General features: G+C 71.6%; 22 protein-coding genes. 17 read left to right on the top strand and 5 right to left on the bottom strand.

The genetic code is table 11. From position 1 onward, the window contains the following. Positions 1 to 171 precede the first annotated feature (171 nt). From ACZ56B_RS16090 to ACZ56B_RS16060, 7 genes are all read left to right on the top strand, one after another. Positions 172 to 1416, top strand: a complete 1245-nt coding sequence (locus ACZ56B_RS16090) for a DUF4190 domain-containing protein (RefSeq protein WP_468790270.1) — start codon at positions 172 to 174, stop codon at positions 1414 to 1416. A gap of 145 nt (positions 1417 to 1561) precedes the next feature. Then, on the top strand, positions 1562 to 2314 hold the full coding sequence (locus tag ACZ56B_RS16085; protein WP_468790268.1) for a GntR family transcriptional regulator: 753 nt from the start codon (positions 1562 to 1564) through the stop codon (positions 2312 to 2314). A 391-nt stretch (positions 2315 to 2705) separates the two neighbouring features. Beyond that, the gene (locus tag ACZ56B_RS16080; protein ID WP_468790266.1) at positions 2706 to 2894 is read left to right on the top strand and encodes an SPOR domain-containing protein; all 189 of its coding nucleotides are present in this window, start codon (positions 2706 to 2708) and stop codon (positions 2892 to 2894) included. A 58-nt stretch (positions 2895 to 2952) separates the two neighbouring features. Next, the gene (locus tag ACZ56B_RS16075) at positions 2953 to 3369 is read left to right on the top strand and encodes a (deoxy)nucleoside triphosphate pyrophosphohydrolase (RefSeq protein ID WP_468790264.1); all 417 of its coding nucleotides are present in this window, start codon (positions 2953 to 2955) and stop codon (positions 3367 to 3369) included. A gap of 221 nt (positions 3370 to 3590) precedes the next feature. After that, positions 3591 to 3998 (top strand): ATP-binding protein, encoded by a 408-nt coding sequence (locus ACZ56B_RS16070; RefSeq protein ID WP_468790368.1) that lies wholly within the window; start codon positions 3591 to 3593, stop codon positions 3996 to 3998. A gap of 265 nt (positions 3999 to 4263) precedes the next feature. Continuing rightward, positions 4264 to 6933: a SpoIIE family protein phosphatase gene (locus ACZ56B_RS16065; protein WP_468790262.1), complete on the top strand. Its 2670-nt coding sequence runs from the start codon at positions 4264 to 4266 to the stop codon at positions 6931 to 6933. Positions 6934 to 6964: 31 nt separating this feature from the next. After that, a complete protein-coding gene (locus ACZ56B_RS16060; protein WP_468790260.1) occupies positions 6965 to 7525 on the top strand; it encodes a GNAT family N-acetyltransferase in 561 nt (186 codons plus the stop codon). Between the two features lie 315 nt (positions 7526 to 7840). Here the strand turns inward: ACZ56B_RS16060 and ACZ56B_RS16055 are convergent, their stop codons facing one another. The 5 genes from ACZ56B_RS16055 to ACZ56B_RS16035 are packed head-to-tail and all read right to left on the bottom strand — an operon-like array spanning position 7841 to position 11856. Continuing rightward, positions 7841 to 7996 (bottom strand): hypothetical protein, encoded by a 156-nt coding sequence (locus ACZ56B_RS16055; protein WP_468790258.1) that lies wholly within the window; start codon positions 7994 to 7996, stop codon positions 7841 to 7843. After that, positions 7963 to 8730 carry a succinate dehydrogenase/fumarate reductase iron-sulfur subunit gene (locus tag ACZ56B_RS16050; protein ID WP_468790256.1) on the bottom strand — a complete coding sequence of 256 codons (768 nt, stop codon included), beginning with the start codon at positions 8728 to 8730 and terminating at the stop codon, positions 7963 to 7965. The genes ACZ56B_RS16055 and ACZ56B_RS16050 overlap by 34 nt, the downstream gene beginning before the upstream one ends. Next, positions 8727 to 10661, bottom strand: a complete 1935-nt coding sequence (locus ACZ56B_RS16045; RefSeq protein WP_468790254.1) for a fumarate reductase/succinate dehydrogenase flavoprotein subunit — start codon at positions 10659 to 10661, stop codon at positions 8727 to 8729. The genes ACZ56B_RS16050 and ACZ56B_RS16045 overlap by 4 nt, the downstream gene beginning before the upstream one ends. A gap of 39 nt (positions 10662 to 10700) precedes the next feature. Further along, positions 10701 to 11537, bottom strand: coding sequence for a hypothetical protein (locus ACZ56B_RS16040; RefSeq protein WP_468790252.1), 837 nt, complete (start codon positions 11535 to 11537; stop codon positions 10701 to 10703). Between the two features lie 25 nt (positions 11538 to 11562). Then, positions 11563 to 11856, bottom strand: a complete 294-nt coding sequence (locus tag ACZ56B_RS16035) for a hypothetical protein (protein WP_468790250.1) — start codon at positions 11854 to 11856, stop codon at positions 11563 to 11565. 290 nt (positions 11857 to 12146) lie between these two features. On the opposite strand from ACZ56B_RS16035, the gene ACZ56B_RS16030 reads away from it, so the two are divergent. The 10 genes from ACZ56B_RS16030 to ACZ56B_RS15985 all read left to right on the top strand — a co-directional run bounded on the left by ACZ56B_RS16030 (position 12147) and on the right by ACZ56B_RS15985 (position 26793). Beyond that, the gene (locus ACZ56B_RS16030; protein ID WP_468790248.1) at positions 12147 to 14414 is read left to right on the top strand and encodes an ABC transporter family substrate-binding protein; all 2268 of its coding nucleotides are present in this window, start codon (positions 12147 to 12149) and stop codon (positions 14412 to 14414) included. A gap of 242 nt (positions 14415 to 14656) precedes the next feature. Then, entirely contained in the window at positions 14657 to 16573 is a 1917-nt protein-coding gene (gene typA / locus ACZ56B_RS16025) for a translational GTPase TypA (RefSeq protein ID WP_468790246.1), read from the top strand. A gap of 631 nt (positions 16574 to 17204) precedes the next feature. Next, entirely contained in the window at positions 17205 to 18821 is a 1617-nt protein-coding gene (locus ACZ56B_RS16020) for a peptide ABC transporter substrate-binding protein (RefSeq protein WP_468790244.1), read from the top strand. Positions 18822 to 18952: 131 nt separating this feature from the next. Further along, the gene (locus ACZ56B_RS16015; RefSeq protein WP_468790242.1) at positions 18953 to 19882 is read left to right on the top strand and encodes an ABC transporter permease; all 930 of its coding nucleotides are present in this window, start codon (positions 18953 to 18955) and stop codon (positions 19880 to 19882) included. Further along, complete coding sequence (locus tag ACZ56B_RS16010) at positions 19875 to 20837, top strand: ABC transporter permease (protein ID WP_468790240.1); 963 nt, start codon at positions 19875 to 19877, stop codon at positions 20835 to 20837. The genes ACZ56B_RS16015 and ACZ56B_RS16010 overlap by 8 nt, the downstream gene beginning before the upstream one ends. Before the next feature lie 11 nt (positions 20838 to 20848). Continuing rightward, positions 20849 to 21907: an ABC transporter ATP-binding protein gene (locus ACZ56B_RS16005; protein ID WP_468790238.1), complete on the top strand. Its 1059-nt coding sequence runs from the start codon at positions 20849 to 20851 to the stop codon at positions 21905 to 21907. After that, entirely contained in the window at positions 21900 to 23048 is a 1149-nt protein-coding gene (locus ACZ56B_RS16000; protein ID WP_468790236.1) for an ABC transporter ATP-binding protein, read from the top strand. Before ACZ56B_RS16005 ends, ACZ56B_RS16000 begins: the two co-directional genes overlap by 8 nt. Positions 23049 to 23264: 216 nt before the next feature. Then, entirely contained in the window at positions 23265 to 24890 is a 1626-nt protein-coding gene (locus ACZ56B_RS15995; RefSeq protein WP_468790234.1) for a peptide ABC transporter substrate-binding protein, read from the top strand. A gap of 6 nt (positions 24891 to 24896) precedes the next feature. Beyond that, complete coding sequence (locus ACZ56B_RS15990) at positions 24897 to 25820, top strand: ABC transporter permease (protein WP_468790232.1); 924 nt, start codon at positions 24897 to 24899, stop codon at positions 25818 to 25820. Beyond that, positions 25813 to 26793: an ABC transporter permease gene (locus ACZ56B_RS15985; protein ID WP_468790230.1), complete on the top strand. Its 981-nt coding sequence runs from the start codon at positions 25813 to 25815 to the stop codon at positions 26791 to 26793. Before ACZ56B_RS15990 ends, ACZ56B_RS15985 begins: the two co-directional genes overlap by 8 nt.

The raw sequence follows: 26793 nt of genomic DNA, 5'->3' as shown, positions 1-26793 counted from the left end.
GGTGACGGGTCCCGGACCGGTGGTCCGGCCGTCACGGGGCGGGGCGCCCGCCCGAACAGGGGTCCCGTCTCCTCCCGCGCCCGCGTGCGCGCTTACGATGCGCCCAGCCGCCCGTCGGCACCCTTCACGCATCCGCGCACGCATCGCAGCCGAACCAGGAGCACGGTACCCGTGTCCACACCCCCGCCCTCCGGGCCCCCGCACCCCCAGGACGCGCAGGGCGGCCCCCAGGGCCCGCACCACCCCGCTCCTCCCCGGCCGCAGGAGCCGTACGGTCCGTACGGCCCGTACGGACCGCCGCAACCGCCCCACGGCGGCGGGCCGGGCTTCGCGCCGCACGGCCTGTACGGGCCCTACGGTCCCCGCCTCCCGGCCGCCGTCAACGGGGTGGCCATCGCCGCCCTCGTGCTCGGCGTGCTGTGCTTCCTGCCGGCCGTCGGGCTCGTGCTGGGGCTGGTCGCGCTGCGGCAGATCCGGCGGCGGGGGGAACGCGGCCGGGGCATGGCGATCGCCGGGTCCGTGCTGTCGTCCCTCGGCCTCGCGCTGTGGGCGCTCTCGCTCGCCACGGGGGCCGCGGCCGACTTCTGGGAGGGCTTCGAGGAGGGGATGCGCGGCAACACGGTGCTCGCGCTGGAGAAGGGGGACTGCTTCGACGCGCCCGGCGGCCTGGAGGGCCTGGCCCACGAGGCCTACCCGGTGCCCTGCGAGGAGGAGCACCACGGCGAGGTGTTCGCCCTGGTCACCCTGGACGGCGGGGCGTACCCCGGCGACGACCGGCTCGTCGGCACCGCCGACGAGCGGTGCTACGACCTGCAGGACGCCTACGCCATGGACGGCTGGGCGCTGCCCGGCCACGTGGACGTGTACCACCTCGTCCCGTCCCGGGAGAGCTGGCGCTACGGCGACCGCGAGATCACCTGCGTGTTCGGCCACCGGGACGCCCGGTCCCCCCTCACCGGATCGCTGCGCCGGGACGCGACCACGCTCGACGCGCACCAGGTGGCCTACCTCGAGGCGGCGCGGGTCCTCGACACGGCGCTGGACGAGGCGCCCGAGGCCGAGTTCGTCGAGGACGACCTGCCCGGCCACCGGGAATGGGCGGGCCGGGTCTCCGGGGCGCTCGCCGAGCAGAGCGGGATGCTGCGCGCGCACGCGTGGCCCGCCGGCGCGCGGCGGCCGGTGACGGACCTGGCCGGCGAACTGGAGAAGGCCGGGCAGGAGTGGGCGAAGGCCGCCGAGGCCGGTGACGCGGACGCGTTCCACGACCACTCCGGCAAGGGCTGGGAACTCATCGACCCCCGCAGGTCGGTCACCGCGCGCAAGGCCCTGGGCCTGGCCACCTCGCCGCCCGTGTACGACGAGGAGGACGAGGAGGAGGCGGAGCACGGCACGGGGAGCGGGGGCATGGAGGTGTGACGGCCGTTATAGCGGGGAGAAAGTGCCTGGTAAAGCCCTCGCGCGAAGCATCCATCACTTCGAGTGATTCTCTGGCCTTTGCTTGCCCGGGCCAACCCACGGTTGCCACGCTGTTGCTGTCTGTGCAACGTGAGGGGAGCGGCCAGTGACATTCGGTGAGCAGCCGGCGTATCTGCGCGTCGCGAGTGATCTGCGCAGGAAGATCGTCGACGGTCGGCTGCCCCCGCACACCCGCCTCCCCTCGCAGGCGCGCATCCGCGAGGAGTACGGGGTCTCGGACACGGTCGCGCTGGAGGCGCGCAAGGTGCTCATGGCGGAGGGCCTCGTCGAGGGCCGCTCCGGCTCGGGGACGTACGTGCGCGAGCGGCCGGTGCCCCGGCGGATCGCCCGCTCCGGCTTCCGGCCGGAGCGCGGGGCCACGCCCTTCCGCCAGGAGCAGGCCGACGCGAGCGTCCACGGCACCTGGGAGTCCGGCAGCGAGCAGACCGAGGCCTGCGCCGCCGTCGCCGAGCGGCTCGGCATCGAGCGGGGCGACCGCGTGATGCGCACCAGGTACCTCTTCCGCGAGGCCGGTGAGCCGGTGATGCTCTCCACCTCCTGGGAGCCGCTGGCCCTCACCGGCCGGACGCCCGTGATGCTGCCCGAGGAGGGGCCGCTCGGCGGCATGGGGGTCGTCGAGCGCATGCGCGCCATCGACGTGATCGTGGACAACGTCACCGAGGAGGTCGGCGCCCGCCCCGGCCTCGCCGAGGAACTGGCCCTGCTGGGCGGCGTTCCCGGACACGTCGTCCTCGTCATCCAGCGCACCTACTTCGCCTCGGGGCGCCCGGTCGAGACGGCCGACGTGGTCATCCCGGCCGACCGCTACCGGGCCGCCTACCACCTCCCGGTGAAGTAGGCGCCGTCCGCCCCGGAGCGCGCGCCCGGTGACAGGACCGGGCGCTCCGTCAAGTGAGCCGTCGCACACCCGTCCGCGCCCCGGCACCGCTTCCGCTCCGGCGCGCGGACCGGGACGCGGCTGCCCCGTCGCCGTAGCGATCTGGCCGTTCTCGCAGGCCGCCCGGGTGCGGCGCGTGCGGGACGGCATGCCGCTGACCGGACACATCGGTCACCGCGCACGGCGCATCCGCCTCCGTGCGCCCCCCGCGTCCTGGCCGGTTGCATGCCTCTTGGTGAAAAGGCGTATTCGCTGCGTGAAGGTAAGGCGTAGGCTCGGGCATATGCGGACTGCGGTTTCCTTACCGGGCGGGGCACGGCACCGGCCGCGGACGGGCAGTGGAGGGGCGTAGATGAACGACAGCACGGTCACTCTTCCCTGGCTCGTCGTGCGCCGGGACGACAACGGCAACCGGTACCGCGTGGGCCGGTACGCGACCCGCGCCGAGGCGCAGAAGATCGCGGACAGCCTCGACAGCCGCGGACACCGGCAGCTGTACTGGGTCGAGCGGATCGGCCAGAACGGGACGCACGCCGGCTGACACCCGCCGGCGGGCGCCGGGCCCGGCGCCCCGGCCGGCCTCCCGTAGGCTCCGGCGCATGAGCGAGCGGATCGTGGTGGTCGGCGCGGCCCTGTGGCACGAGGGGCGGCTGCTCGCCGCCCGCCGGAGCGCCCCCGCCGAGCTGGCCGGGCGCTGGGAGCTGCCCGGGGGCAAGGTCGAGCCGGGGGAGACCCCGGGCGCGGCGGTGGTGCGCGAGTTGCGCGAGGAGCTGGGCGTCGACGCCCAGGCCGGCGAGCGCGTCCCGGGGGAGTGGCCGCTGAGGGCGCCGTATGTGATGCAGGTGTGGACCGCCCGCCTGCGCCCCGGCTCCGCCGCTCCCCGGCCGCTGGAGGACCACGACGCGCTGCGCTGGCTCACCCCCGCCCGGATCTGGGACGTCGACTGGCTCGAGCACGACGTGCCCGCCGTCCGGGACACGCTCGCCCACCTCGGCCTCACCGCACGGCAGCCGTAGACGGCGCTCGCACCGTGCGTGCTCCGTGCGCCGTACGCGCTCCGCGCGCTCCACGCGCCGCGTCCGCCGCACGCCCCCGAGCGCACGTGCCGTGCGTCACCCGTGCGTCCCGCGCCGTCCGTGCCACAATGCGCCGCCGTGCACGGTAGGTGGTTCGATATGTCGGGTATGGGCTCATTGGACCCACGGAACCGGGTCAGGTGGACTCGTCGGGCGGGGAAGTGATCCACGTGATCGACATCGAAGGCGACTGCGCCGAGTGGACGTTCCCCGCAGAGCCGGGGGCCGTGCGCGCCGCCCGCGCGGCCGTCCGCGACCGACTGCGCGACTGGGGCCTCGACGACGTCGGCGACCTCACGGTCCTGCTGGTCAGCGAACTGGTCACCAACGCCCTGCGGTACGCCACCGGCCCCATCGACGTCCGCCTGGTGCGCCCCGAGGGCCTCGGCGGCGTCCTGCGGGTGGAGGTCTCCGACCCCCTTCCCGAATTCCCCCACGAGCGCGTCGCCCGGCCCGACGACGAGGGCGGTCGCGGGCTGCAGCTCCTGGACTCCGCCTCCCGCCGCTGGGGCGCCCGGCCCGGCGGTACGGGCAAGACCGTGTGGTTCGAACTCGCGGTGCCGCGCTGAGGGGCGGCACCGCCGCTCACCGGCGCACGCCCCCCGTCCCGCGCCCCCGTCCGGCGGCCGCCGGCGGACGGTGGGCACGGAGGGGGTTCGACGGCGTGTCCGCTGGTTAGAAGACTGGGAGTGTTCTCACAGCGGGGACCGAAAACCATCGGGACCGTGCTGTGATCGTGAACACCGTGTCGTGCGGCGCCGTAGTGCTGGATACTGCGGGCAGCCGTCTCCGGTGACCGGTGCCGGACGCGGTGAGCTGGAGGGGACGGTTCGCGTGAGCGAGATACCAGCGAAGGCCACGGAGTCCGAGGACTCGTCGGGCGGCCCGAGGACGGAGGCCGCGGACGGCCTCTCCTCCGGCGACGCCCCGTCCGCCGACGCGATGTGGCAGAGCAGTCCGCCCGGCTCCCTGTACGACTACATCAAGATCGCCTCCTTCTCCATCGGCCCCGACGGCCTGGTCGACCAGTGGAGCCTGCGCGCCGAGCAGCTCTTCGGCATCCCCGCCCACCGCGCCGTCGGCATGGACCCCATCGCCGCCTTCGTCGACCCCGACCGGCGCGAGCAGGGCCAGCGCAAGATGGCCGAGATCCTCGACGGCCGGGAGTGGACCGGAGTGGTGCCCTTCCGGCTGCCGGACACCGTGGCCCGGGACCGGCGCGACCGGGAGGGCCTGGCCGAGGTCTACGTCATGCCGACGCGGACCGAGGAGGGGGAGAGGGCCGCCGTCTGCATCGTCGTCGACGTCCGCACCCTGCGCCGCATCGAGACCGACCTCGCCGCCTCGCAGGCGATATTCGGACAGTCTCCCTTCGGTTTCCTGCTGATCGACCCCGACCTGCGGGTGCGCCGCGCCAACCAGCGGTTCGCGTCCATCTTCGGCGGCACGCCGGACGACCACCGCGGCAAGGGCGTCCACGACTACCTGCCGCGCGGCGAGGCCGACCGGGTCGCCGCGACCCTGCGCCGGGTGCTGGAGACCGGCGACTCCATCACGGACATGCACGTCACGGGCTTCGTGCCGGGTGCCGACGAGCGCCGCCACTGGTCCGTCAACCTCTACCGCGTGCACAGCGGCAGCGGCCGGCCCATCGGCATCGCCTGGCTGGGAACCGACATCACCGCCCGCCGTGCCGCCGCCCGCGAGGCCGCCGCCGCACGGCGCAACCTCGCCCTGCTCAACGAGGCCGGCGCCCGCATCGGCAACTCCCTCGACCTGGAGACCACCGCCCGCGAACTCCTCGACGTCGTCGTCCCCGGCTTCTGCGACCTGGCCACCGTCGACCTCTACCAGGGCCTGCTGGTCGGCGACGAGACCCCGCCGGGGCTGGCCGACGGCAGCGCGGAGATGCGCCGTGTCGCCTTCGCCAGCGCGGTGTCCGACGCGCCCTTCGACGGCGCCGGTGTGCGGGTGAAGCTGGGCGCCGTCCACCACTACCCGTTCAACTCGCCCCACGCGGACGCCCTGCGCACCGCCCGCCCGCAGGCGGTGCCGGGGGAGGACGGCGGCCTGGTGCAGTCCACGCTCGCCGTGCCGATGGTCGCCCACGACACGGTGGTGGGGCTCGCGCAGTTCGCCCGGACCAAGGGCAGCGAGCCGTTCGGCGACCGCGACCGCGACCTCGCGGTGGAGCTGGCCGCCCGCGCCGCCGTCTGCATCGACAACGCCCGCCTGTACCGGCGCGAGCACGAACGCGCGCTGATACTGCAGCGGTCCCTGCTCCCGCCCGGCGACCCGGAGGCCTCCGGCCTCGACATCGCCTGCCGCTACCTGCCCGGCAACGCGGCCACCGGCCGCACCGGCGAGGTCGGCGGCGACTGGTTCGACGTCATCGAACTGCCCGGTCACCGCACCGCGCTGGTCGTCGGCGACGTCATGGGCCGGGGCCTGCGCGCCGCGGTGGCCATGGGCGAACTGCGCACCGCCGTGCGCACCCTGGCCCAGCTCGACCTGGAACCCGCCGAGGTCCTCTCCCAGCTGGACGAGATCGCCCGGGGCCTGGGGACTCCCGGAGGGGTCCGGCAGGCCACCCGGGCGGCCCGCCGCCCCCGCGAGGCCGACCTCTCCGAGGTCTACCTGGCGACCTGCGTCTACGCCGTCTACGACTCGGTGACCAGGCGCTGCACCTTCGCCAACGCGGGCCACCTGCCGCCCGTCCTGGTCGAACCCGGCGAGCCTGCGCTGATGCTGGACGTCCCGCCCGGCATGCCGCTCGGCGTCGGTGGCGAACCCTTCGAGGAGGTCGAGGTCGAACTGCCCGAAGGCGCCCTGCTCGCGCTCTACACGGATGGACTGGTCGAAAGCCGCGACCACCCCCTCGACGAGGGCCTGCGGGCCTTCGTGGGCGCCCTCACCGGCCCGTCCCGCCCGTCGCCCGGCCACCCCCCCTCGGCGACGGCGCCGCGCGCCGACACCCACCCGAACCTGGAGGACGTCTGCGACCACGTCCTCAACACCCTCGACACCCACCACGGCGAGGACGACATCGCCCTGCTGATGGCCCGCGTCCAGGGCCTGCCCGCCGAGTCCGTCGGCGACTGGACCCTGCCGCGCGAGCCCCGCAGCGTGGGCCGGGCCCGCGAGCACGCCCGCGCCCAGCTGCTCCGCTGGGACCTGGAACCCCTCGTCGACACCACCGAGCTGCTGGTCAGCGAGCTGGTCACCAACGCCCTGCGCTACGGCGAGGGCGAGATCAGGCTCCGCCTCCTCCTCGACCGCACCCTGGTGTGCGAGGTCTGGGACGCCGGTCTGGTCCAGCCGCGCCGCCGCCGCGCCCGCGACACCGACGAGGGGGGCCGCGGCCTCCAGCTCGTCGGCCTGCTCAGCGCGGCCTGGGGGTCCCGCCGCACCCCCCGGGGCAAGACCGTCTGGTTCGAACTCCCCCTGCCCGGCGCCGACACCGCCCTCACCGATCCGGCGGAGGCGCTGCTGAGCCTGTTCTGACGGCCCGTCGGCGCCCCGTAGGCTCCGCCCCATGTGCGACACCGCCCCGATACGCCTGACGGCCGGCCCCCTCACCCTGCGCCCCTGGACTCCCGGGGACGCGCCCGCCCTCGCCGAGCTCCACCGGGACGAGGCCCTGCGCCGCTGGGCGAGCGCGCCCGTGCACGACGAGGCGAGCGCGGCGCGGTGGGTGGCCGAGCAGCGGCGCGGCTGGGAGACCGGCGACCGCCTCGCCCTCGCCGTGGAGGAGGCGCGCGTCCCCGGCGAGGAGCCCCGGCCGGTGGGCCAGGTCGTCCTCAAGCGGCGTTCCGGGGACCCCGTCCCGGCCGAGGTCGGCTACTGGACCGCGGCCCGTGCGCGGGGCCGGGGGGTGGCCCCGCGGGCGCTGGAGGCCCTGGCCGACTGGGCCTGCGCCGCCTTCGCCCACGAAGGACCGGCCCGCCTGGAGCTGCTGCACCAGGTCGACAACACCGCCTCCTGCCGCGTGGCCGGGAAGTGCGGCTTCGCGCTCACTGGCCTGCTCCCCGCCGCCCCGCCGGCCTTCCCCCGGGAGGGCCACCTGCACGTACGGCAGGCACCCTCCGCCGGGTGACCGCAACCGGAACACCCGTTCCCCTCCTCCTCCCCGGCAACACCGACCACGAAGCCACCGGCCGCGGTCGGCGGGCGAGGGGGCCGGGAGGGAACGCACGGGGCCGCGGGAGCCGACGACCGGAGGGGACGGGGGACCGCCCGCCGGAGCCGTCCGGTACGAGCGTCCCGGAGGACACCGGCGGCGACCCGGCGAAGACCTCCGGGGCTCGTGGAGCGCCGGCCCGGCCGAGGGCTCCGGGGCCCCGGGCCCGCCCGGCCCCCGCCCGCCCCGGCCGGGGCCGACGAGTCCCCGAGCCCACCGGACACACCCGGTTCACCGGCCGGGGGCGCCGGCCGCGCGAACTCCGGCGTGGCCCTCCACGTCGGAGTTCGCGGCGACGGAGGCGGACTGGGCGGCGTACCGGAAGGGCTGGGTGAACAGGCCCTGACCGGCGCTCAGGAGCGCCGCCGGATCCTGTTCCCCAGCCACACCAGCGGGTCGTACTTGCGGTCGACCGCCCGCTCCTTCAGCGGGATCAGCGCGTTGTCCGTGATCCTGATCCCCTCGGGGCAGACCTCCGTGCAGCACTTGGTGATGTTGCAGTAGCCGAGGCCGTGCTCGTCCTGGGCCGTGCGCCCCCGGTCCAGGCCGTTCTCCCCGGCCGCGTCCAGCGGGTGCATGTCCAGCTCCGCGATCCGCATCAGGAACCGCGGCCCCGCGAACGCCGGCTTGTTCTCCTCGTGGTCGCGGACCACGTGGCAGGTGTCCTGGCACAGGAAGCACTCGATGCACTTGCGGAACTCCTGCGGGCGGTCCACGTCCTCCTGCATCATCCGGTACTCGCCCGGGCCGAGCCCCTCCGGCGGCACGAAGGCCGGGACCTCGCGGGCCTTGGCGTAGTTGAAGCCGACGTCGGTCACCAGGTCGCGGATCACCGGGAAGGCCCGCAGCGGGGTCACGGTGATCGTCTCCTCCCGGCCGAAGACCGACATGCGGGTCATGCACAGCAGCCGGGGGCGGCCGTTGATCTCCGCCGAGCACGAACCGCACTTGCCGGCCTTGCAGTTCCAGCGCACGGCGAGGTCGGGGACCCGGGTGGCCTGGAGGCGGTGGATGATGTCGAGGACCACCTCGCCGTCGTTCACCTCGACCGCGAAGTCCTCCAGGCCGCCGCCGGCGGCGTCCCCGCGCCACACCCTGAAGCGGGCCTCGTAGCTGCTCACGCGTCCAGCTCCTCTTCGGCGAGGTACTTGACCAGCTCCTCCTTCTCGAAGAGGGCGAGCAGGTCGGGACGGATGGGTTCGGTCCTCTCGCGGGTGAGGGCGATCCGGCCGCGCGCCGGGTCGGTGGCCGCGGGGCCGTCCGCGGGGCCGGTCAGCTCGCACAGCAGGTTGACGTTGCGCCACGCGCGGTCCATCGTCGCGTGGTCCTCGCGGGTGTGCCCGCCGCGCGACTCGGTGCGCTCCAGCGCGGCCCGCGCCACGCACTCGCTGACCAGCAGCATGTTCCTGAGGTCGAGGGCGAGGTGCCAGCCCGGGTTGAACTGCCGGTGCCCCTCGACCCCGGCCCGGCGCGCCCGCAGGCGCAGCTCGGCCAGTTTCTCCAGCGCCTGCTTCATCTCGGGCTCGCGCCGGATGATGCCGACCAGGTCGTTCATCGTCTGCTGGAGTTCCTGGTGCAGGGCGTACGGGTTCTCCGGCGGCCCCTCGCCCGGTGGCGCGCCCTGCGCGGAGAACGGCCGCAGCGCCTCCGCGGCGGCGGCGTCGACCTGGGCGTCGTCCACCCGGGGCCGCGCGGCCGTCCGGCCGGCCGCGTACGCGGCCGCGTGCAGGCCCGCCCGGCGCCCGAACACCAGCAGGTCGGACAGGGAGTTCCCGCCGAGCCGGTTGGAGCCGTGCATCCCGCCGGCCACCTCACCGGCCGCGAACAGCCCCGGCACCCCGCGCGCCGCCGCCGAGTCGGAGTCGACGGCGATGCCGCCCATCACGTAGTGGCAGGTCGGTCCGACCTCCATCGGCTCCGCCGTGATGTCGACGTCCGCCAGCTCCTTGAACTGGTGGTACATCGACGGCAGCCGCCGTTTGATCACCTCGGCCGGCATCCGCGTGGACACGTCCAGGAAGACGCCGCCGTGCGGGGAGCCGCGGCCCGCCTTCACCTCGGCGTTGATCGCGCGGGCCACCTCGTCGCGGGGGAGCAGCTCGGGCGGACGGCGGTGGTGGTCCGGGTCGTCGTACCAGCGGTCGCCCTCCTCCTCGGTCTCGGCGTACTTGTCCTTGAAGACGTCCGGGACGTAGTCGAACATGAACCGCTCGCCCTCGGAGTTGCGCAGCACCCCGCCGTCGCCGCGCACCGACTCGGTGACCAGGATGCCCTTCACCGACGGCGGCCAGACCATTCCCGTCGGGTGGAACTGCACGAACTCCATGTTCAGCAGCGGGGCCCCGGCCAGCAGCGCCAGCGCGTGGCCGTCACCGGTGTACTCCCACGAGTTCGACGTCACCTTGAACGACTTGCCGATGCCGCCGGTGGCGAGCACCACCGCGGGCGCCTCCAGCACGAAGAAGCGCCCGGACTCCCGCGCGTAGCCGAAGACCCCCGAGACCCGGTCCCCGTCCTTGAGGACGCGGGTGACCGTGCACTCCTGGAGGACCTTCAGCCGTGCCTCGTGGTCCCCGCTCTCCCGGAAGTCCTCCTGCTGGAGCGCGACGACCTTCTGCTGCAGGGTGCGGATCAGCTCCAGGCCCGTGCGGTCGCCGACGTGCGCGAGGCGCGGGTACTCGTGGCCGCCGAAGTTGCGCTGCGAGATCCGGCCGTCCCTCGTCCGGTCGAACAGCGCGCCCCAGGTCTCCAGCTCCCACACCCGCTCCGGCGCCTCCCGGGCGTGCAGCTCGGCCATCCGCCACTGGTTGAGGAACTTCCCGCCGCGCAGGGTGTCGCGGAAGTGGACCTGCCAGTTGTCCCCGGCGTTGACGTTGCCCATGGCCGCCGCGATGCCGCCCTCGGCCATCACGGTGTGCGCCTTGCCGAACAGCGACTTGCAGATCACGGCCGTACGGGCGCCCCGCTCGCGCGCCTCGATGGCGGCGCGCAGTCCGGCGCCGCCCGCGCCGACCACGACGACGTCCCATTCCTGCCGGTCGACCACGGTCATCTCACAGGGCCCCAGTCATCGAGAGTCATCGGATTTCCGTCAGAAGAAGCGCGGATCGTCGAAGGCGCCGGTCGCGATCAGGTACACGTAGAGGTCGGCGAGCGCCACGCTCAGCAGCGACGCCCAGGCGAGCTGCATGTGCCGGGCGTTCAGCCGGCCCACCCACCGCCACATCCGGTAGCGCACCGGATGCCGGGAGAAGTGCTTGAGCTTCCCGCCGACGATGTGCCGGCAGGAGTGGCAGGAGATGGTGTACGCCCAGATCAGCGCGATGTTGACCAGGAACACCAGGGTGCCCAGACCCATGTGGCCCCAGGCGTAGTCCTCGTCGCGGAAGGCGAGCACGGTGTCGTACGTCAGGATCCCGGCGACCGCGATCGCCGCGTAGAAGAAGTACCGGTGGAGGTTCTGCAGGATCAGCGGGAACCGGGTCTCCCCGGTGTACTTCCGGTGCGGCTCGGCCACCGCGCAGGCCGGCGGGGACGCCCAGAAACCCCGGTAGTAGGCCTTGCGGTAGTAGTAGCAGGTCAGGCGGAAGCCGAGCGGGAACACCAGGATGATGACCGCCGGTGAGATGCCCCACCAGCTTCCGAACAGCTCCCAGTTCGGCCCGGCGCGCATCGGCTCGCAGTTCTCCGCCAGGCAGGGCGAGTAGAACGGCGAGACGTACGGCGCCGCGTAGTAGTCGGCGTTGGACAGGGCCCGCCAGGTCGAGTAGACGACGAAGGCGAGCAGACCGGCCGCGGTGGCGGCCGGGGCCAGCCACCAGCGGTCGGTCCGCAGGTGGGGGGCGTCGATCGCGGCGCGTGTGCCCGCCGTGACGCCGCGGCCCCGGGGACGGGGGGCGGTGGCGGGGGGTTCCGTACCTGTGGCCACGGGTCCACTCCGGTGGGGTCGGGGATCAGGGGGCGCGACGGTCGCGGGCACCGAGCCCTTCGTCGTCCGTGTCCACCCACAGCGAGGGGTCGTACGGGGTGTCGGAGATGGTGACGAGGTCGGGCCGCTTCGGCGCGGTGGCCGGCGAGGCGACCGCCTCCCGCAGCAGCGCGAGGCTCTCGCGCAGGTGGTCGGTGTCGACGCGGACGCGGCGCATCTCCAGGCCACCGCTGCCGAGCTGCTTCTCCAGGCGTCCCACCGACCGGATCAGGTCGTCGAGACAGCGCTGGACCGTCGTCAGTTCCTCGTGCACGGACATGACGTGACCTCACTTCCACGGGTCCTTCGAGGCCCAAGGCGGCGACGTTCATGCGCCTGCGAGTGTCGCGCGTCACACCTTGTGCTGTGAAGGGATGTGCATCGATTGGCCGAGGCGTGGGGGTGCACCGCCCGGTGCCTTGCGCCGCACGGGTGGGCTTCCCGCCCGTGGCCGCCGTGTCGCCCTCGTGTGACGAAGCCTTTCCTTTTCAGTGGCCGCGTACATCAGATGAGATCCAAATACCACCAAAAGTGATCGTAACGCCCGCGGCTTCCGGAGGTAACCCAGAGATGTCCCACGACGGCATCGGCCCGCGCGCGGTCCTGCGCTCGGCGGCCTTCCTCACGGCGGGCGTGCTCGCGGTGCCCGCGCTGGCCGGGTGCGGTTCCGAGGACCCGGCGGGCAAGCCCCTGGCCGGACCGGACATCGCGTCCGCCGACCGCGCGGAGATCGCCGACGGGGGCACCCTGCGCTGGGCCGTGGACGCGGTCCCGGAGACCCTGAACGCCTTCCAGTCGGACGCCGACGCCACCACCACCCGGATCGCGCAGGCCGTCCTGCCGTCGATGTTCCGCATGGACGACCGGGGACGGATGGTGCGCAACCCCGACTACCTGGAGTCCGCCGAGGTCGTCGAGACCGAGCCCAAGCAGGTCGTCCTCTACCGGCTCAGCCAGCAGGCCGTCTGGAGCGACGGCCGGGAGGTCGGTGCCGCCGACTTCGTCGCCCAGTGGCGGGCCCTGTCGGGGAAGGACACCGCCTACTGGACCGCCCGCAACGCCGGCTACGAGCGCATCGAGAAGATCCAACGGGGCAAGGGGGACCTGGAGGTCAAGGTGACTTTCAGCCGTCCCTACGCGGACTGGAAGTCGCTGTTCACCCCGCTGTACCCGAAGGAGGTCACGGGCGCCCCGGACTCCTTCAACGACGGGGCCCGCAAGAAGCTGAAGGTGACCGCCGGCCCCTTCACGGTGAAGAAGGTCGACCGCAAGAAGGACACGGTCACCCTCACCCGCAACGCACGCTGGTGGGGCGCTCCCGCCCGCCTGTCGGAGATCGTGCTGCGCGCCGTGCCCCGCGACGAGCGGCTCTCCGCGCTCGCCGCCGGCACCGTCGACCTGGCCGAGATCGACCCGGCCGCCGCCCGCCGGGTCACCGCCGCCGCCGGGCCGCGGAGCACGGCCACCCCCCTCACGAGCCCGTCCGCGGCCCGGCCCTCCGCGGACGGGAAGGCCCCCGCCGGCAAGAAGGCCGCGGCGTCCGCACGGAAGCAGAAGGCCCTCAGCGGCTTCGAGGTGCGCAAGTCGCTGGAGCCGGCCTACACCCAGCTCGCCCTCAACGGCGGCGCCGACGGTCCCCTCGCCGACGAGCGGGTCCGCCGGGCCGTGGCCCGTGCCCTGGACCGGAAGGAGCTGGCCGAGGCGGTGCTGAAGCCGCTCGGCCTGCCCGCCGAGCCCGTCGGCAGCCACCTGGCGCTGTCCGGCCAGGCCGCCTACGCCGACAACAGCGGTGCCCTGGGCCGCCAGGACGTCAAGGAGGCGCGGGCGCTGCTGGCGGACGCCGGATGGGTGCCGGAGGGACCGGTCGAGGAGGAGAAGAAGGAGAAGGGGGAGGAAGAGAAGAAGAAGGAGGAGGAGAAGGCGGCCGGCACGGAGAAGGAGAAGGCGGCCGGCACGGAGAAGAAGGAGGAGGAGAAGGCGACCGGCACCGAGAAGAAGGAGGAGGAGAAGGCGACCGGCACCGAGAAGAAGAAGAAGTCCGGAGCGGAGGGGAAGAAGGACGGCGGGTCCGGCGAGGACACCGGGAGCGGGTCCGAGGGCGACGACGACGGCACCTACGTCGTCGGCGAGGACGACGAGGGCGGGAGCGCCGAGGGCGACGGCAAGGCGTCGCGCGACCCCGGCGCGGAGGACCGCCCCGCCCGGGACGGCACCCCCGGTGCCTACGCCCCCCGGGGCACCGCCGCCCCCGCCGGGGCCGGGGGCGTCCCGGTCGTCAAGAACGGCAAGGCGCTCACCCTCCGCTTCGTGCTCCCCTCGGGTCCCGGCTCGGCCCCCCTGCGCGCGGTGGCCGACCGGATCTCGAAGATGCTGGAGCGGATCGGCATCCGCACGGACGTCTCCCAGGTCGACGACGGGAGCTACTTCAAGGACCACATCGCCTCCGGCGCGTACGACCTGGCCCTGTACTCGTGGCCCGCGACCGCCTTCCCCGCCACCGACGCCCGCCCGGTCTACGCCAAGCCCGTCCCGGCCGCCGACGGCTCGCTGAACGTCGAGCAGAACTACACCCGCGTCGGCACCGACCAGGTCGACCAGCTCTTCGACCAGGCCGTCGCCACGCTCGACGACTCCGAGCGCCGGGCCCTGATCCGCAAGGCCGACTCCCGCATCTGGGCGGCGGCCGGCTCCATCCCCCTCTACCAGCGCCCCCAGCTCACCGCCGCCCGCAAGAACCTGGTCAACGCCGGTGCCTTCGGCTTCCGCACCCCGGTCTACGAGGACATGGGCTTCCTGAAGAAGGCCGCGCGGGGGCCGGGCGGCTCGTCCGCGCCCTGAGGGCCGCCCCCGGCACGCGGGTGACGCGGCCGGTGGACCCCGGTGCCGCGGACCCCACCCCCCGGCCCGGACCGGGCCGGAGACGGTGATCCTGCCGCTGAGCTGCGTGAACGCCGTCGGGACCGCCCCAACGGCGACGCACCCGTACCATGGATAGGCCGTGGCGTCTCCAGCCCGGCAGGGCCCGCGCACCATCGGCGTTCGCGCAGGGCATTCCTCACCACTCCGGGAGTACGCCTTTTATGGCACCGTCTGTTACGCGTCACGACATCCGCAACGTCGCCATCGTCGCCCACGTCGACCACGGCAAGACCACCATCGTCGACGGCATGCTCAAGCAGGCCGGCGCCTTCGCCGCCCACCAGCTCGACCAGGTCGACGACCGCATGATGGACTCGAACGACCTGGAGCGTGAGAAGGGCATCACGATCCTCGCCAAGAACACGGCGGTGAAGTACCACCCCAAGGACGGCGGGGACCCGGTCACCATCAACATCATCGACACCCCCGGCCACGCCGACTTCGGCGGTGAGGTCGAGCGCGCCCTGTCGATGGTCGACGGCGTGGTGCTGCTGGTGGACTCCTCCGAGGGCCCGCTGCCGCAGACCCGCTTCGTGCTGCGCAAGGCGCTGCAGGCCCGGCTGCCGATCATCCTGTGCATCAACAAGACGGACCGGCCGGACGCCCGGATCGACGAGGTCGTCAACGAGGCCTACGACCTCTTCCTCGACCTGGACGCCGACGAGGAGCAGATCGAGTTCCCGATCGTCTACGCCTGCGGCCGCGACGGCATCGCCTCCCTGACCAAGCCGGCGGACGGCACGGTCCCCTCGGACTCCGACTCGCTGGAGCCGTTCTTCTCCACGATCCTCCAGCACATCCCCGCGCCCACCTACGAGGAGGGCGCCCCGCTCCAGGCCCACGTCACCAACCTCGACGCCGACAACTTCCTCGGCCGGATCGCCCTGCTGCGCGTCCACCAGGGCGAGCTGCGCAAGGGCCAGACGGTCGCCTGGATGAAGCGCGACGGCTCCGTGCAGAACGTGCGCATCTCCGAGCTGATGATGACCGAGGCGCTCACCCGCAAGCCCGCCGAGAAGGCCGGCCCCGGTGACATCTGCGCGGTCGCCGGCATCCCGGAGATCATGATCGGCGAGACCCTGGCCGACCCGGAGAACCCGGTCCCGCTGCCGCTGATCACGGTGGACGAGCCCGCGATCTCCATGACCATCGGCACCAACACCTCCCCGCTGGTCGGCCGCGGCGGCACCGGCAAGGGCGCCGACAACAAGGCGGCCGTGAAGGACCGCAAGGTCACCGCCCGCCAGGTCAAGGACCGCCTGGACCGCGAGCTGATCGGCAACGTGTCGCTCCGGGTCCTGGACACCGGCCGCCCCGACGCCTGGGAGGTGCAGGGCCGCGGCGAGCTGGCGCTGGCCATCCTGGTCGAGCAGATGCGCCGCGAGGGCTACGAGCTCACCGTCGGCAAGCCGCAGGTGGTCACCAAGGAGGTCGACGGCAAGGTCCACGAGCCGGTCGAGCGCATGACCATCGACGTCCCCGAGGAGCACATGGGCGCGGTGACCCAGCTCATGGGCGTCCGCAAGGGCCGCATGGACAACATGTCGAACCACGGCTCGGGCTGGGTGCGCCTGGAGTTCGTGGTGCCGTCGCGCGGCCTGATCGGCTTCCGCACGGAGTTCCTGACCCAGACCCGCGGCACCGGCATCGCCCACTCCATCCACGAGGGGCACGAGCCCTGGTTCGGGACGCTGCAGACCCGCAACAACGGGTCCCTGGTCGCCGACCGCGCCGGCGTCGTCACCGCGTTCGCGATGACCAACCTCCAGGAGCGCGGCGTGCTGTTCGTCGAGCCGGGCACCGAGGTGTACGAGGGCATGATCGTCGGCGAGAACTCCCGCTCCGACGACATGGACGTCAACATCACCAAGGAGAAGAAGCTCACCAACATGCGGTCGTCGACGGCCGACGTGGCCGAGTCGATCGTGCCGCCGCGCAAGCTGTCGCTGGAGCAGTGCCTGGAGTTCTGCCGCGACGACGAGTGCGTGGAGGTGACCCCGGAGGCCGTCCGGATCCGCAAGGTGGCCCTGGACCAGCGTGAGCGCGCCCGCGCGGCGAGCCGGGCCAAGCACGCCTGACGCGTTCCGGCGCGCCGGTGCCGGCACCCCGCACGGGGCGCCCGGTGCCGGCGCGGGGGTGCCGGGAGGGCGCCCGGGCGGCGGGGTGGTCGAAAGGGGATAGGGAAAACCCTAGACCTGGCCGGTGAATGCCGTGGGAAGAGCCGGCCGGCATTACCCTGCTGCGGAAGCGCGCCCTCGGGGCGCCGGCTTCGGGGTCTCGTCCCACCGGTCAACGGCCTTGCCGGACAGGGGAGATGGGCATGTGAGAGCCCAAGGGGAACCCTCCATTGCGACCCACGGTACGCGCAATGGGTTTTCTTCTCATGATCGTCCGATATGCGGACACCTCCCTCCGATAGATGTGTAACAAGTCCGTTTCGCAGGGATCTTTCACCAAACCCTTTGTCCGGATTTTGGAAGATGTAGGACTCAGCTGTGATCGAACCGAAACCTCGGGGGTGTGGTTCGGTCGTGGCGCATGGCAGATAGTTAGGCGCGTAGAGCTCGGACGAACGGGTCACGCGCCGGCGGCGCCGACTCACGAGCGCGGGGGCACCTGACGATCTCCGACACCGACGACGGGCGGTGGACGGTGGGATGTCGTGTGCTCCTCTTTGCGGTGAACCAATGGACTCATGAGGAGGAACCCATGCGCGGTGCCAAGAGCGCCAAGTGGGTCGCGGGTGCGATAGTCGTCGCTCTGGCCGCCACTGCCTGCGGTGGCGGGGGCAGTGACGACGCGGGGCAGAAGAAGGGCTCCGGTCCCGAGGGCTACGTCTCGATCGACGTCGGTGAGCCGCAGAAGCCGCTGATCCCGGCCGACACCAACGAGTCCAACGGCTCGTACGTCATCCAGGCCCTGTTCACCCAGCTGCTCGACTTCGACTCCAAGGGCGACATCGTCTACACGAACGCCGAGTCGGTCACCACCGAGGACTCGAAGACCTGGACGGTCAAGCTCAAGAAGGGCTGGAAGTTCCACAACGGCGAGGACGTCACCTCCAAGTCGTACGTCGACGCCTGGAACTGGTACGCCAACATCAAGAACAACCAGCAGAACTCCTTCTGGTTCCAGGACATCAAGGGCTACGACGACGTCCACCCGGAGAAGGGTGACCCGAAGTCCGAGACCATGTCCGGCCTGAAGATCGTGGACGACCACACCTTCACCATCGAGTTGAAGTACACGATGCCGTACTTCAACTACAAGCTCGGCTACGCCACGTGGGCCCCGCTGCCCAAGGTCTTCTACGACGACCCGAAGGCCTTCGGCCAGAAGCCGGTCGGCAACGGTCCCTACACGTTCGAGAAGTGGGACCACAAGAAGCTCATCCAGGTCAAGGCCTGGGACGAGTACCAGGGCCCGAACAAGGCGAAGAACAAGGGCGTCCAGTTCAAGGCCTACACGACGCTCGAGGCCGCCTACAAGGACGTCGTCTCCGGCAACCTGGACATGATCCGCCAGGTCGGCCCGACGGACCTGCCGAAGTACAAGCAGGACCTGGGCGACGGCGCCATCGAGCAGCCGTACGCGGCCATCCAGACGCTGACCCCGGCGTTCTACTCCAAGACCTTCAAGGACATCGACCCGAAGGTCCTGCAGGGTCTGTCGATGGCGATCGACCGCGACACGATCACCAAGACGGTTCTGAACAACACCCGCACGCCGGCCAAGGGCTTCACCCCGCCGGGCGTCAAGGGCTACCAGAACCTGGACACCGACGTGTTCACGTACGACCCGGCGAAGGCCAAGAAGCTCATCCAGGAGGGTGGCGGCGTCCCGGGCAACAAGTTCACCATCCAGTACAACACCGACGGTGGGCACAAGGAGTGGGTGACCGCGGTCTGCGAGTCCATCCGCAAGGCCACCGGTGTCGACTGCGTCGGCGACCCGAAGCCCGACTTCGCCACGGACCTCGAGGCCCGTGACAACGACCAGGTGAAGGGCATGTACCGCGGTGGCTGGGTCGCCGACTACCCGGTCAACGCCAACTTCATGAAGGAGCTCTACCACACCACCGCCGAGGCCAACAACGGTCGCTTCTCCAACAAGGAGATCGACGACCTGATGAACAAGGCCGACCAGGCCGAGTCCCTCGACGAGTCGGTGAAGGCCTTCCAGGAGGTCGAGAAGAAGCTGGTCGAGCACATGCCGGCCATCCCGCTCTGGTACTACCGCATCAACGGCGGCCACGGTAAGAACGTCGACAACGTCAACGTCGACTTCCACGGTGACCTCGAAGTGTGGGCCGTCACCACCAAGTAAGAGGATCCTTAGGGTTCTTCCCACTCGGCCGTAAGCCCGCCGCCGCTCAGGCGGCGGTGGGAGGTGCGTGGGGCCGTCTCGTCACCAAGGAGGCGGCCCCCCACCTGCGTTAACCCCTCACGGAGGCACCTATGGGGCGCTATGTCGCACGACGACTGCTCCAGATGATCCCGGTCTTCATCGGGTCAACTTTGATCATCTTCTGCATGATGTACGCCCTGCCCGGCGACCCCGTCCGGGCGATGATGGGGGACCAGGCGTACGACCCGGCAGTGGTGGCGAGCATCAAGAAGGAACTCGGCCTTGATCAGTCGCTGCTGCAGCAGTATGTGAACTACATGACCGGGCTGTTCCAGGGCGACTTCGGCACCCAGATCGCCAGTCAGCGGCCCATCAGGGACATCATCCTCGACGCGTTCCCGGTGACGATCAGGCTGACGATCTTCGCCTTCACCTTCGTCACGCTCGTGGGCATCGGCCTCGGTGTGGTCGCCGGTCTGCGCCCCGACACGCTGCGGGACCGCGGGCTGCTGACGCTGACGCTGGTCCTCGTCTCGATGCCGTCCTTCGTGCTGGGCTTCCTGCTGCAGTACCTGCTCGCGTTCAAGTGGTCCGTCACCACCCCCACGGTGACCGACTCGATGGACTTCTCCCAACTCGCGCTTCCGGCCATCGTGCTGGCGTCGCTCTCCCTCGCCTACGTCGCCCGGCTGACCCGTACGTCGATCGCGGAGAACCTGCGTTCCGACTACATGCGCACCGCCATCGCCAAGGGGCTGCCGCGCCACCGGGTCATCGGCGTCCACCTGATGCGCAACTCGCTGATCCCCGTGGTCACCTTCCTCGGCATCGAGATCGGCAGCCTGATGACCGGCGCCATCGTGACCGAGGGCATCTTCAACGTGCGGGGCATCGGTATCGAGATCTACGAGGCGCTCACCCGGCGCGAGGGCGCCACGGTCGTGGGCATCGCCTCGCTGATGGTGCTCATCTACCTCGCCGCCAGCTTGATCGTCGACCTGCTTTACGCGGTCCTGGACCCGAGGATCCGGTATGCCTGACAAGACCATCGAGAAGAAGGTCGACGCCCTTCCCGGTGACACCGCGAGCACCGCCGGCATCGTCGTGACCGAGTCCGGACCGGCCCCCGACAAGGCGCGCAGCCTGTGGTCCGACGCCTGGCACGACCTGCGGCGCAACCCGCTGTTCCTGGTCTCGGCCGTGCTGATCGTGTTCCTGCTGGTGATGGCGATCTGGCCGGGGCTGTTCACCAGCGCCTCGCCGCGCGACGCCGACCTGGCCAACCACTACCTGGGCAAGCCGAACTGGGGCCACCTCTTCGCTGCGGACTGGCTCGGCTACGACGTCCAGGGCCGGTCGATCTACGCCCGGGTCGTCTACGGCGCCCGCGCCTCGATCACCGTCGGTGTGGGTGTCACCGTCGCCGTCACCATCATCGGCACGGTCATCGGCATGGTCGCCGGCTACTTCGGCGGCTGGACCGACACGCTGCTCTCGCGGATGACCGACATCTTCCTCGGCATCCCGTTCCTGCTCGGCGCCCTGGTGATCCTCAACTCCTTCGACGACCGCACCGTCTGGGTCGTCATCATGGCCCTCGCCTTCCTCGGCTGGACCCAGATCGCCCGTGTCGCCCGCGGTGCCGTGATCACCATCAAGCAGTCGGACTACGTGGTGGCCGCCAAGGCGCTCGGCGCCTCGACGTCCCGGATCCTGCTCCGGCACATCCTGCCCAACGCGCTCGCGCCCATCATCGTCGTGGCGACCATCGCGCTCGGCGGCTACATCGCGGCCGAGGCCACCCTGTCCTTCCTGGGCGTGGGCCTCGGCGACACGGCCGTGTCCTGGGGCGGCGACGTGGCGCGCGGACGCGAGCAGCTCCGTATCGCCCCCCACACCCTGATCATCCCGTCGGTGATGGTCTCGATCACGGTGCTCTCGTTCCTGATGTTCGGCGATGCGGTACGCAACGCCCTCGACCCCAAGCTGCGCTGAGGGAGGCGTACGTGACCATCATCGAAGAAACGGCCGGGACCCCCGTGCCGGACGGTGCCGAGGCGGCGGAACGTCCGCTGCTCGAGGTCCGCGACCTGCACGTGGAGTTCCGCACCCGCGACGGGGTCGCCAAGGCCGTCAACGGCGTCAACTACTCCGTCGCCGCGGGCGAGACGCTGGCCGTGCTCGGCGAGTCCGGCTCCGGCAAGTCCGTCACCGCCCAGGCCATCATGGGCATCCTCGACATGCCGCCCGGCCGGATCCCCAAGGGGGAGATCTTCTTCCGCGGCCAGGACATGCTGAAGATGTCCGGCGAGGAGCGCCGGAAGATCCGCGGCAACAAGATCGCGATGATCTTCCAGGACGCGCTGTCCTCGCTGAACCCGGTGCTCTCCGTGGGCTACCAGCTCGGTGAGATGTTCCGCGTCCACCAGGGCCTGTCCAAGAAGGAAGCCAAGGCCAGGGCGATCGAGCTGATGGACCGGGTGAAGATCCCGGCCGCCGCGGCCCGGGTCAACGACTACCCGCACCAGTTCTCGGGCGGCATGCGCCAGCGCATCATGATCGCGATGGCGCTGGCCCTGGAGCCGGACCTGATCATCGCCGACGAGCCCACCACGGCCCTCGACGTGACCGTCCAGGCCCAGGTCATGGACCTGCTCGCGGAGCTTCAGCGCGAGTACAACATGGGCCTGATCCTGATCACCCACGACCTCGGCGTCGTCGCCGACGTCGCGGACAAGATCGCTGTGATGTACGCGGGGCGGATCGTGGAGACCGCGCCCGTGCACGAGCTGTACAAGCGGCCCGCGCACCCCTACACCAAGGGCCTGCTCGACTCGATCCCGCGCCTGGACCAGAAGGGCCAGGAGCTGTACGCGATCAAGGGACTGCCGCCCAACCTGACGCGCATCCCCTCCGGCTGCGCCTTCAACCCGCGGTGTCCGCAGGCGCGGGACATCTGCCGCACGGACATCCCGCCGCTGTTCCCGGTCACCGAGCGGGACGGCGGCGAGCTGGCCGGCCGCGGCAGCGCGTGCCACTTCTGGAAGGAGACGATCCATGGCTGAGCTGGAGAAGACGGGCGAGCCCATGGACGCCACCCCCAACGTCGCCGAGGTCGAGACGGTCGACGCCGCGACCGAGGAGGAGGCGGTGGCCGCGCTCGACGCGCCCGTCGAGCGCGGCGAGCCGATCCTCCAGGTGCGCAACCTGGTGAAGCACTTCCCGCTCACCCAGGGCATCCTGTTCAAGAAGCAGGTCGGCGCCGTGAAGGCCGTGGACGGCATCTCCTTCGACCTGTACCAGGGGGAGACCCTGGGCATCGTGGGCGAGTCCGGCTGCGGCAAGTCCACGGTCGCCAAGCTCCTGATGATGCTGGAGAAGGCGACCGCGGGCGAGGTCTTCTACAAGGGCCAGGACATCACCCGGCTGTCGGGGCGGGCGCTGAAGGCGGTCCGCCGCAACATCCAGATGGTGTTCCAGGACCCCTACACCTCGCTCAACCCCCGCATGACGGTGGGCGACATCATCGGGGAGCCCTTCGAGATCCACCCCGAGGCGGCGCCCAAGGGCGACCGGCGCAAGCGGGTCCAGGAGCTGCTGGACGTCGTGGGCCTGAACCCGGAGTACATCAACCGGTACCCGCACCAGTTCTCCGGCGGCCAGCGCCAGCGCATCGGCATCGCCCGCGGCCTGGCCCTCAACCCCGAGATCATCATCTGCGACGAGCCGGTCTCCGCGCTGGACGTGTCCGTCCAGGCGCAGGTCATCAACCTGATGGAGCGGCTGCAGGACGAGTTCAACCTGTCCTACGTCTTCATCGCGCACGACCTGTCGATCGTGCGGCACATCTCCGACCGGGTCGGCGTGATGTACCTGGGCAAGATGGCCGAGATCGGCACGGACACGCAGATCTACGACCACCCGACGCACCCCTACACCCAGGCGCTGCTGTCGGCGGTCCCGGTGCCGGACCCGGAGGCCCGCGAGGGCCGCGAGCGGATCATCCTCACCGGCGACGTGCCGTCCCCGGCCAACCCGCCCTCGGGCTGCCGCTTCCGCACCCGCTGCTGGAAGGCCCAGGACAAGTGCGCCGAGGAGGTCCCGCTGCTGGCGGTCCCCGAGCGCTTCAAGGGCTCGGACAGCCCGGCGGCCCACGAGTCGGCCTGCCACTTCGCCGAGGAGAAGGACGTCGTCCACGCGGCCTGACGCCCTCTCGGCCCTTCCTCCCGGAACCCGGTGCCCCGTCAGGGGGCGCCGGGTTCCGGCGTTCCGGCCCTCCGCGGTGCCGCGCTTCCCGCGGTGTGCGCCATCCGAAGGCGTGTCACCCCCGGACAGGCGCCGTGCGTGTGCGGGCCGCCCCCTTTGTGCCGATAGTGGCGCACAGGACCAGCGCGCCGCGGCGCACGGACGAGGAGGCACTCCATGCGCGGAGCCACGCACGCCGGACGGGCCGTCTGCGCGGCGGTGCTCGCCCTCGCCGCCGCGACGGCCTGCGGCGGCGGGGGCGGGGGCGGTGACGCCGGGGCCGTGCTGAGCGCCTCCTGGGGCGATCCGCAGAACCCGCTGGAGCCGGCCAACACCAACGAGGTGCAGGGCGGCAAGGTCCTCGACATGATCTTCCGGGGCCTGAAGCGCTACGACCCGGAGACCGGCGAGGCGAAGGACATGCTCGCCGAGAGCATCGAGACCCCGGACTCGCGGAACTTCACCGTCCGGATCAAGGACGGCTGGACCTTCAGCAACGGGGAGAAGGTCACCGCCCGGTCCTTCGTGGACGCCTGGAACTACGGCGCGAGCCTGAGGAACAACCAGCGCAACGCCTACTTCTTCGGCTACATCGAGGGCTACGACGAGATCCACCCGGAGGAGGGCGCGCAGCGCGCCGACACCCTCTCCGGCCTGAAGGTCGTCGACGACCTCACCTTCACCGTCGAGCTCACCCAGAAGTTCTCGACCTTCCCCGACACCCTCGGCTACAACGCCTTCGCCCCGCTGCCCCGGGCCTTCTTCGACGACCACGACGCCTGGGTGAGGAAGCCGGTCGGCAACGGCCCGTACCTGGTCGACGCGTACGCGCGCGGCTCGCAGATGTCGCTGCGCAGGTGGGACGACTACCCCGGCCCCGACAAGGCGAGGAACGGCGGGGTCGACCTCAGGGTCTACACCGACAACAACACCGCCTACACCGACCTCATGGCCGGCAACCTCGACCTGGTCGACGACGTCCCCGCGACCCAGTTGAAGAACGTCGGCAGCGACCTCGGCGACCGCTACCTCAACACCCCCGCCGGCATCATCCAGACCCTCGCCTTCCCCTACTACGACGACGCCTGGAACAAGCCCGGCGCGGAGAAGGTCCGCAAGGGCCTGTCCATGGCCATCGACCGCGAGCGGATCACCGGGACCATCTTCCGCGGGACCCGCACCTCCGCCACCGACTGGACCTCCCCGGTGCTCGGCGAGGACGGCGGCTTCCTGGCGGGTCTGTGCGGCGAGGCCTGCGCGTACCGGCCCGACGAGGCGAAGAGGCTGATCCGGGAGGGCGGCGGCCTGCCCGGCGGCCGCGTCACGATCACCTACAACGCGGACACCGGCTCCCACCGCCAGTGGGTCGACGCGGTCTGCAACTCCATCAACAACGCGCTGGACGACGAGCGCGCCTGCACCGGCAACCCGGTCGGCACCTTCGCCGACTTCCGCAACCGGATCACCGGGCGGAAGATGCCCGGCCCGTTCCGCGCCGGCTGGCAGATGGACTACCCCCTCATCCAGAACTTCCTCCAGCCGCTCTACTACACCGACGCCTCCTCCAACGACGGCGAGTGGTCGAACCGGGACTTCGACGACCTCGTCGACCGGGCCAACCGGGAGACCGACGACGCCCGGGCCGTCGGCCTGTTCCAGCAGGCCGAGGAGGTGGTCCGCGACCACATGGCGGCCATCCCGCTCTGGTACCAGAACGGCAGCGCGGGCTGGTCGGAGCGCCTGTCCGGGGTGAAGCTGAACCCCTTCAGCGTCCCCGTGTACGAACAGATCGAGGTGAGCTGATCCGCCATGGGGAGCTACGTCCTGCGGCGCCTGCTCCAGATGGTCCCGGTGTTCCTCGGGGCCACGCTGCTGATCTTCCTCATGGTGAACGTGATGGGCGACCCCGTCGCGGGCCTGTGCGGCGAACGCCGCTGCGATCCGGCGACCGCCGCCCGGCTGCGGGCGGAGTTCGGCCTCGACGAGCCGCTCTGGCGGCAGTACCTGACCTACATGGGGAACGTCTTCACCGGCGACTTCGGCACGGCGTTCAACGGCCAGGAGGTCACCGAGCTGATGGCGACGGCGTTCCCCGTCACCGTCCGGCTCACCCTGATCGCGATCCTCTTCGAGGTCGTCGTCGGCGTCACCCTCGGCGTGGTCACGGGGCTGCGCCGGGGCCGTCCCGTCGACACCGGCGTGCTGCTGCTCACCCTCGTCGTCATCTCCGTGCCCACCTTCGTCACCGGCCTGCTGCTCCAGCTGCTGCTCGGGGTGGAGTGGGGCTGGATCCGGCCCTCGGTCTCCTCCGCCGCGCCCTTCGCGGAGCTGGTCCTGCCCGGCCTGGTGCTGGCCTCCGTCTCCCTCGCCTACGTCACCCGGCTGACCCGGACCTCCCTCGCCGAGAACCGCCGCTCCGACTACGTCCGCACCGCCGTCGCCAAGGGCCTGCCCCGGCACCGGGTCGTCCTCCGGCACCTGCTGCGCAACTCCCTCATCCCGGTGGTCACCTTCGTCGGCGCCGACATCGGCTTCCTCATGGGCGGCGCGATCGTCACCGAGCGGATCTTCAACATCCACGGCGTCGGCTACCAGCTCTACCAGGGCATCCTGCGGCAGAACACCCAGACCGTCGTCGGCTTCGTGACCGTGCTCGTGCTGGTGTTCCTGGTCGCCAACCTCGTCGTCGACCTCCTCTACGCCGTACTCGACCCGAGGATCCGCTATGTCTGACCTGCACCACGAACCCGGCGGCACCCTCGCGGGGACCGGCCCGGGCGCCCCCGTGGTCCCGGGCGCCGACGAGGCGGAGACCCCCGGGAGGGCGCCGGGCGGCCCGGACCGCCCCGGACCGCGGGACAGGCCCCGCTCCCTGTGGTCCGACGCCTGGCACGACCTGCGCCGCAACCCCGTCTTCCTCGTCTCCGGCCTGGTGATCTGCTTCCTGGTCCTCATCTCCCTGTGGCCCTCGGCGATCGCCCCCGGCAGCCCGCTGGCGTGCGACCTCGCCAGGGCCCAGGAGGGCCCTCGGCCCGGCCACCCCTTCGGCTTCGACGGCCAGGGCTGCGACGTCTACACCCGCACCGTCCACGGCGCCCGCACGTCCGTCGCGGTCGGCGTCCTGGCCACGCTCGGCGTCGCGGTCCTCGGCAGCGTCCTCGGCGCGCTGGCGGGCTTCTTCGGCGGGGCGTGGGACGCGGTCCTGTCCCGCGTCACCGACGTCTTCTTCGCCATCCCGGTCGTCCTCGGCGGGCTGGTGCTGCTGTCCGTCATCACCAGCGACACCCTCTGGCCGGTCATCGGGTTCATCGTGCTGCTCGGCTGGCCGCAGGTCTACCGCATCGCCCGCGGCTCCGTCGTCACCGTCCGGCAGAACGACTACGTCCAGGCCGCGCGGGCGCTGGGCGCCTCCCCGGCCCGGCTGCTGCTGCGGCACATCGCGCCCAACGCCGTCGCCCCGGTCATCGTCGTCGCCACCATCGCGCTCGGCACGTACATCGCGCTGGAGGCGACCCTGTCCTACCTCGGCGTCGGACTGAAACCGCCCAGCGTCTCCTGGGGCATCGACATCTCCGCCGCCTCCCCCTACGTCCGCAACGCCCCGCACGCGCTGCTGTGGCCCTCCGGGGCCCTCGCGGTCACCGTCCTGGCGTTCATCATGCTCGGCGACGCGGTCCGCGACGCCCTCGACCCGAAGCTGAGGTGA

The organism is Streptomyces sp. NPDC034670 (assembly GCF_055574875.1).
Note: the sequence above shows the minus strand (reverse complement) of the source record. Positions and strands in the feature narration are given on the sequence as shown.

What these genes read in the sequence shown, in the direction of transcription:
- ACZ56B_RS16080 (WP_468790266.1), top strand. Translation starts at nt 2,706, where the DNA reads ATGAACGACAGCACGGTCACTCTTCCCTGGCTCGTCGTGCGCCGGGAC.
- ACZ56B_RS16075 (WP_468790264.1), top strand. Translation starts at nt 2,953, where the DNA reads ATGAGCGAGCGGATCGTGGTGGTCGGCGCGGCCCTGTGGCACGAGGGG.
- ACZ56B_RS16060 (WP_468790260.1), top strand. Translation starts at nt 6,965, where the DNA reads ATGTGCGACACCGCCCCGATACGCCTGACGGCCGGCCCCCTCACCCTG.
- ACZ56B_RS16045 (WP_468790254.1), bottom strand. Translation starts at nt 10,661, where the DNA reads ATGACCGTGGTCGACCGGCAGGAATGGGACGTCGTCGTGGTCGGCGCG.
- ACZ56B_RS16035 (WP_468790250.1), bottom strand. Translation starts at nt 11,856, where the DNA reads ATGTCCGTGCACGAGGAACTGACGACGGTCCAGCGCTGTCTCGACGAC.
- ACZ56B_RS16030 (WP_468790248.1), top strand. Translation starts at nt 12,147, where the DNA reads ATGTCCCACGACGGCATCGGCCCGCGCGCGGTCCTGCGCTCGGCGGCC.
- typA (WP_468790246.1), top strand. Translation starts at nt 14,657, where the DNA reads ATGGCACCGTCTGTTACGCGTCACGACATCCGCAACGTCGCCATCGTC.
- ACZ56B_RS16020 (WP_468790244.1), top strand. Translation starts at nt 17,205, where the DNA reads ATGCGCGGTGCCAAGAGCGCCAAGTGGGTCGCGGGTGCGATAGTCGTC.
- ACZ56B_RS16015 (WP_468790242.1), top strand. Translation starts at nt 18,953, where the DNA reads ATGGGGCGCTATGTCGCACGACGACTGCTCCAGATGATCCCGGTCTTC.
- ACZ56B_RS16010 (WP_468790240.1), top strand. Translation starts at nt 19,875, where the DNA reads ATGCCTGACAAGACCATCGAGAAGAAGGTCGACGCCCTTCCCGGTGAC.
- ACZ56B_RS16000 (WP_468790236.1), top strand. Translation starts at nt 21,900, where the DNA reads ATGGCTGAGCTGGAGAAGACGGGCGAGCCCATGGACGCCACCCCCAAC.
- ACZ56B_RS15995 (WP_468790234.1), top strand. Translation starts at nt 23,265, where the DNA reads ATGCGCGGAGCCACGCACGCCGGACGGGCCGTCTGCGCGGCGGTGCTC.
- ACZ56B_RS15990 (WP_468790232.1), top strand. Translation starts at nt 24,897, where the DNA reads ATGGGGAGCTACGTCCTGCGGCGCCTGCTCCAGATGGTCCCGGTGTTC.
- ACZ56B_RS15985 (WP_468790230.1), top strand. Translation starts at nt 25,813, where the DNA reads ATGTCTGACCTGCACCACGAACCCGGCGGCACCCTCGCGGGGACCGGC.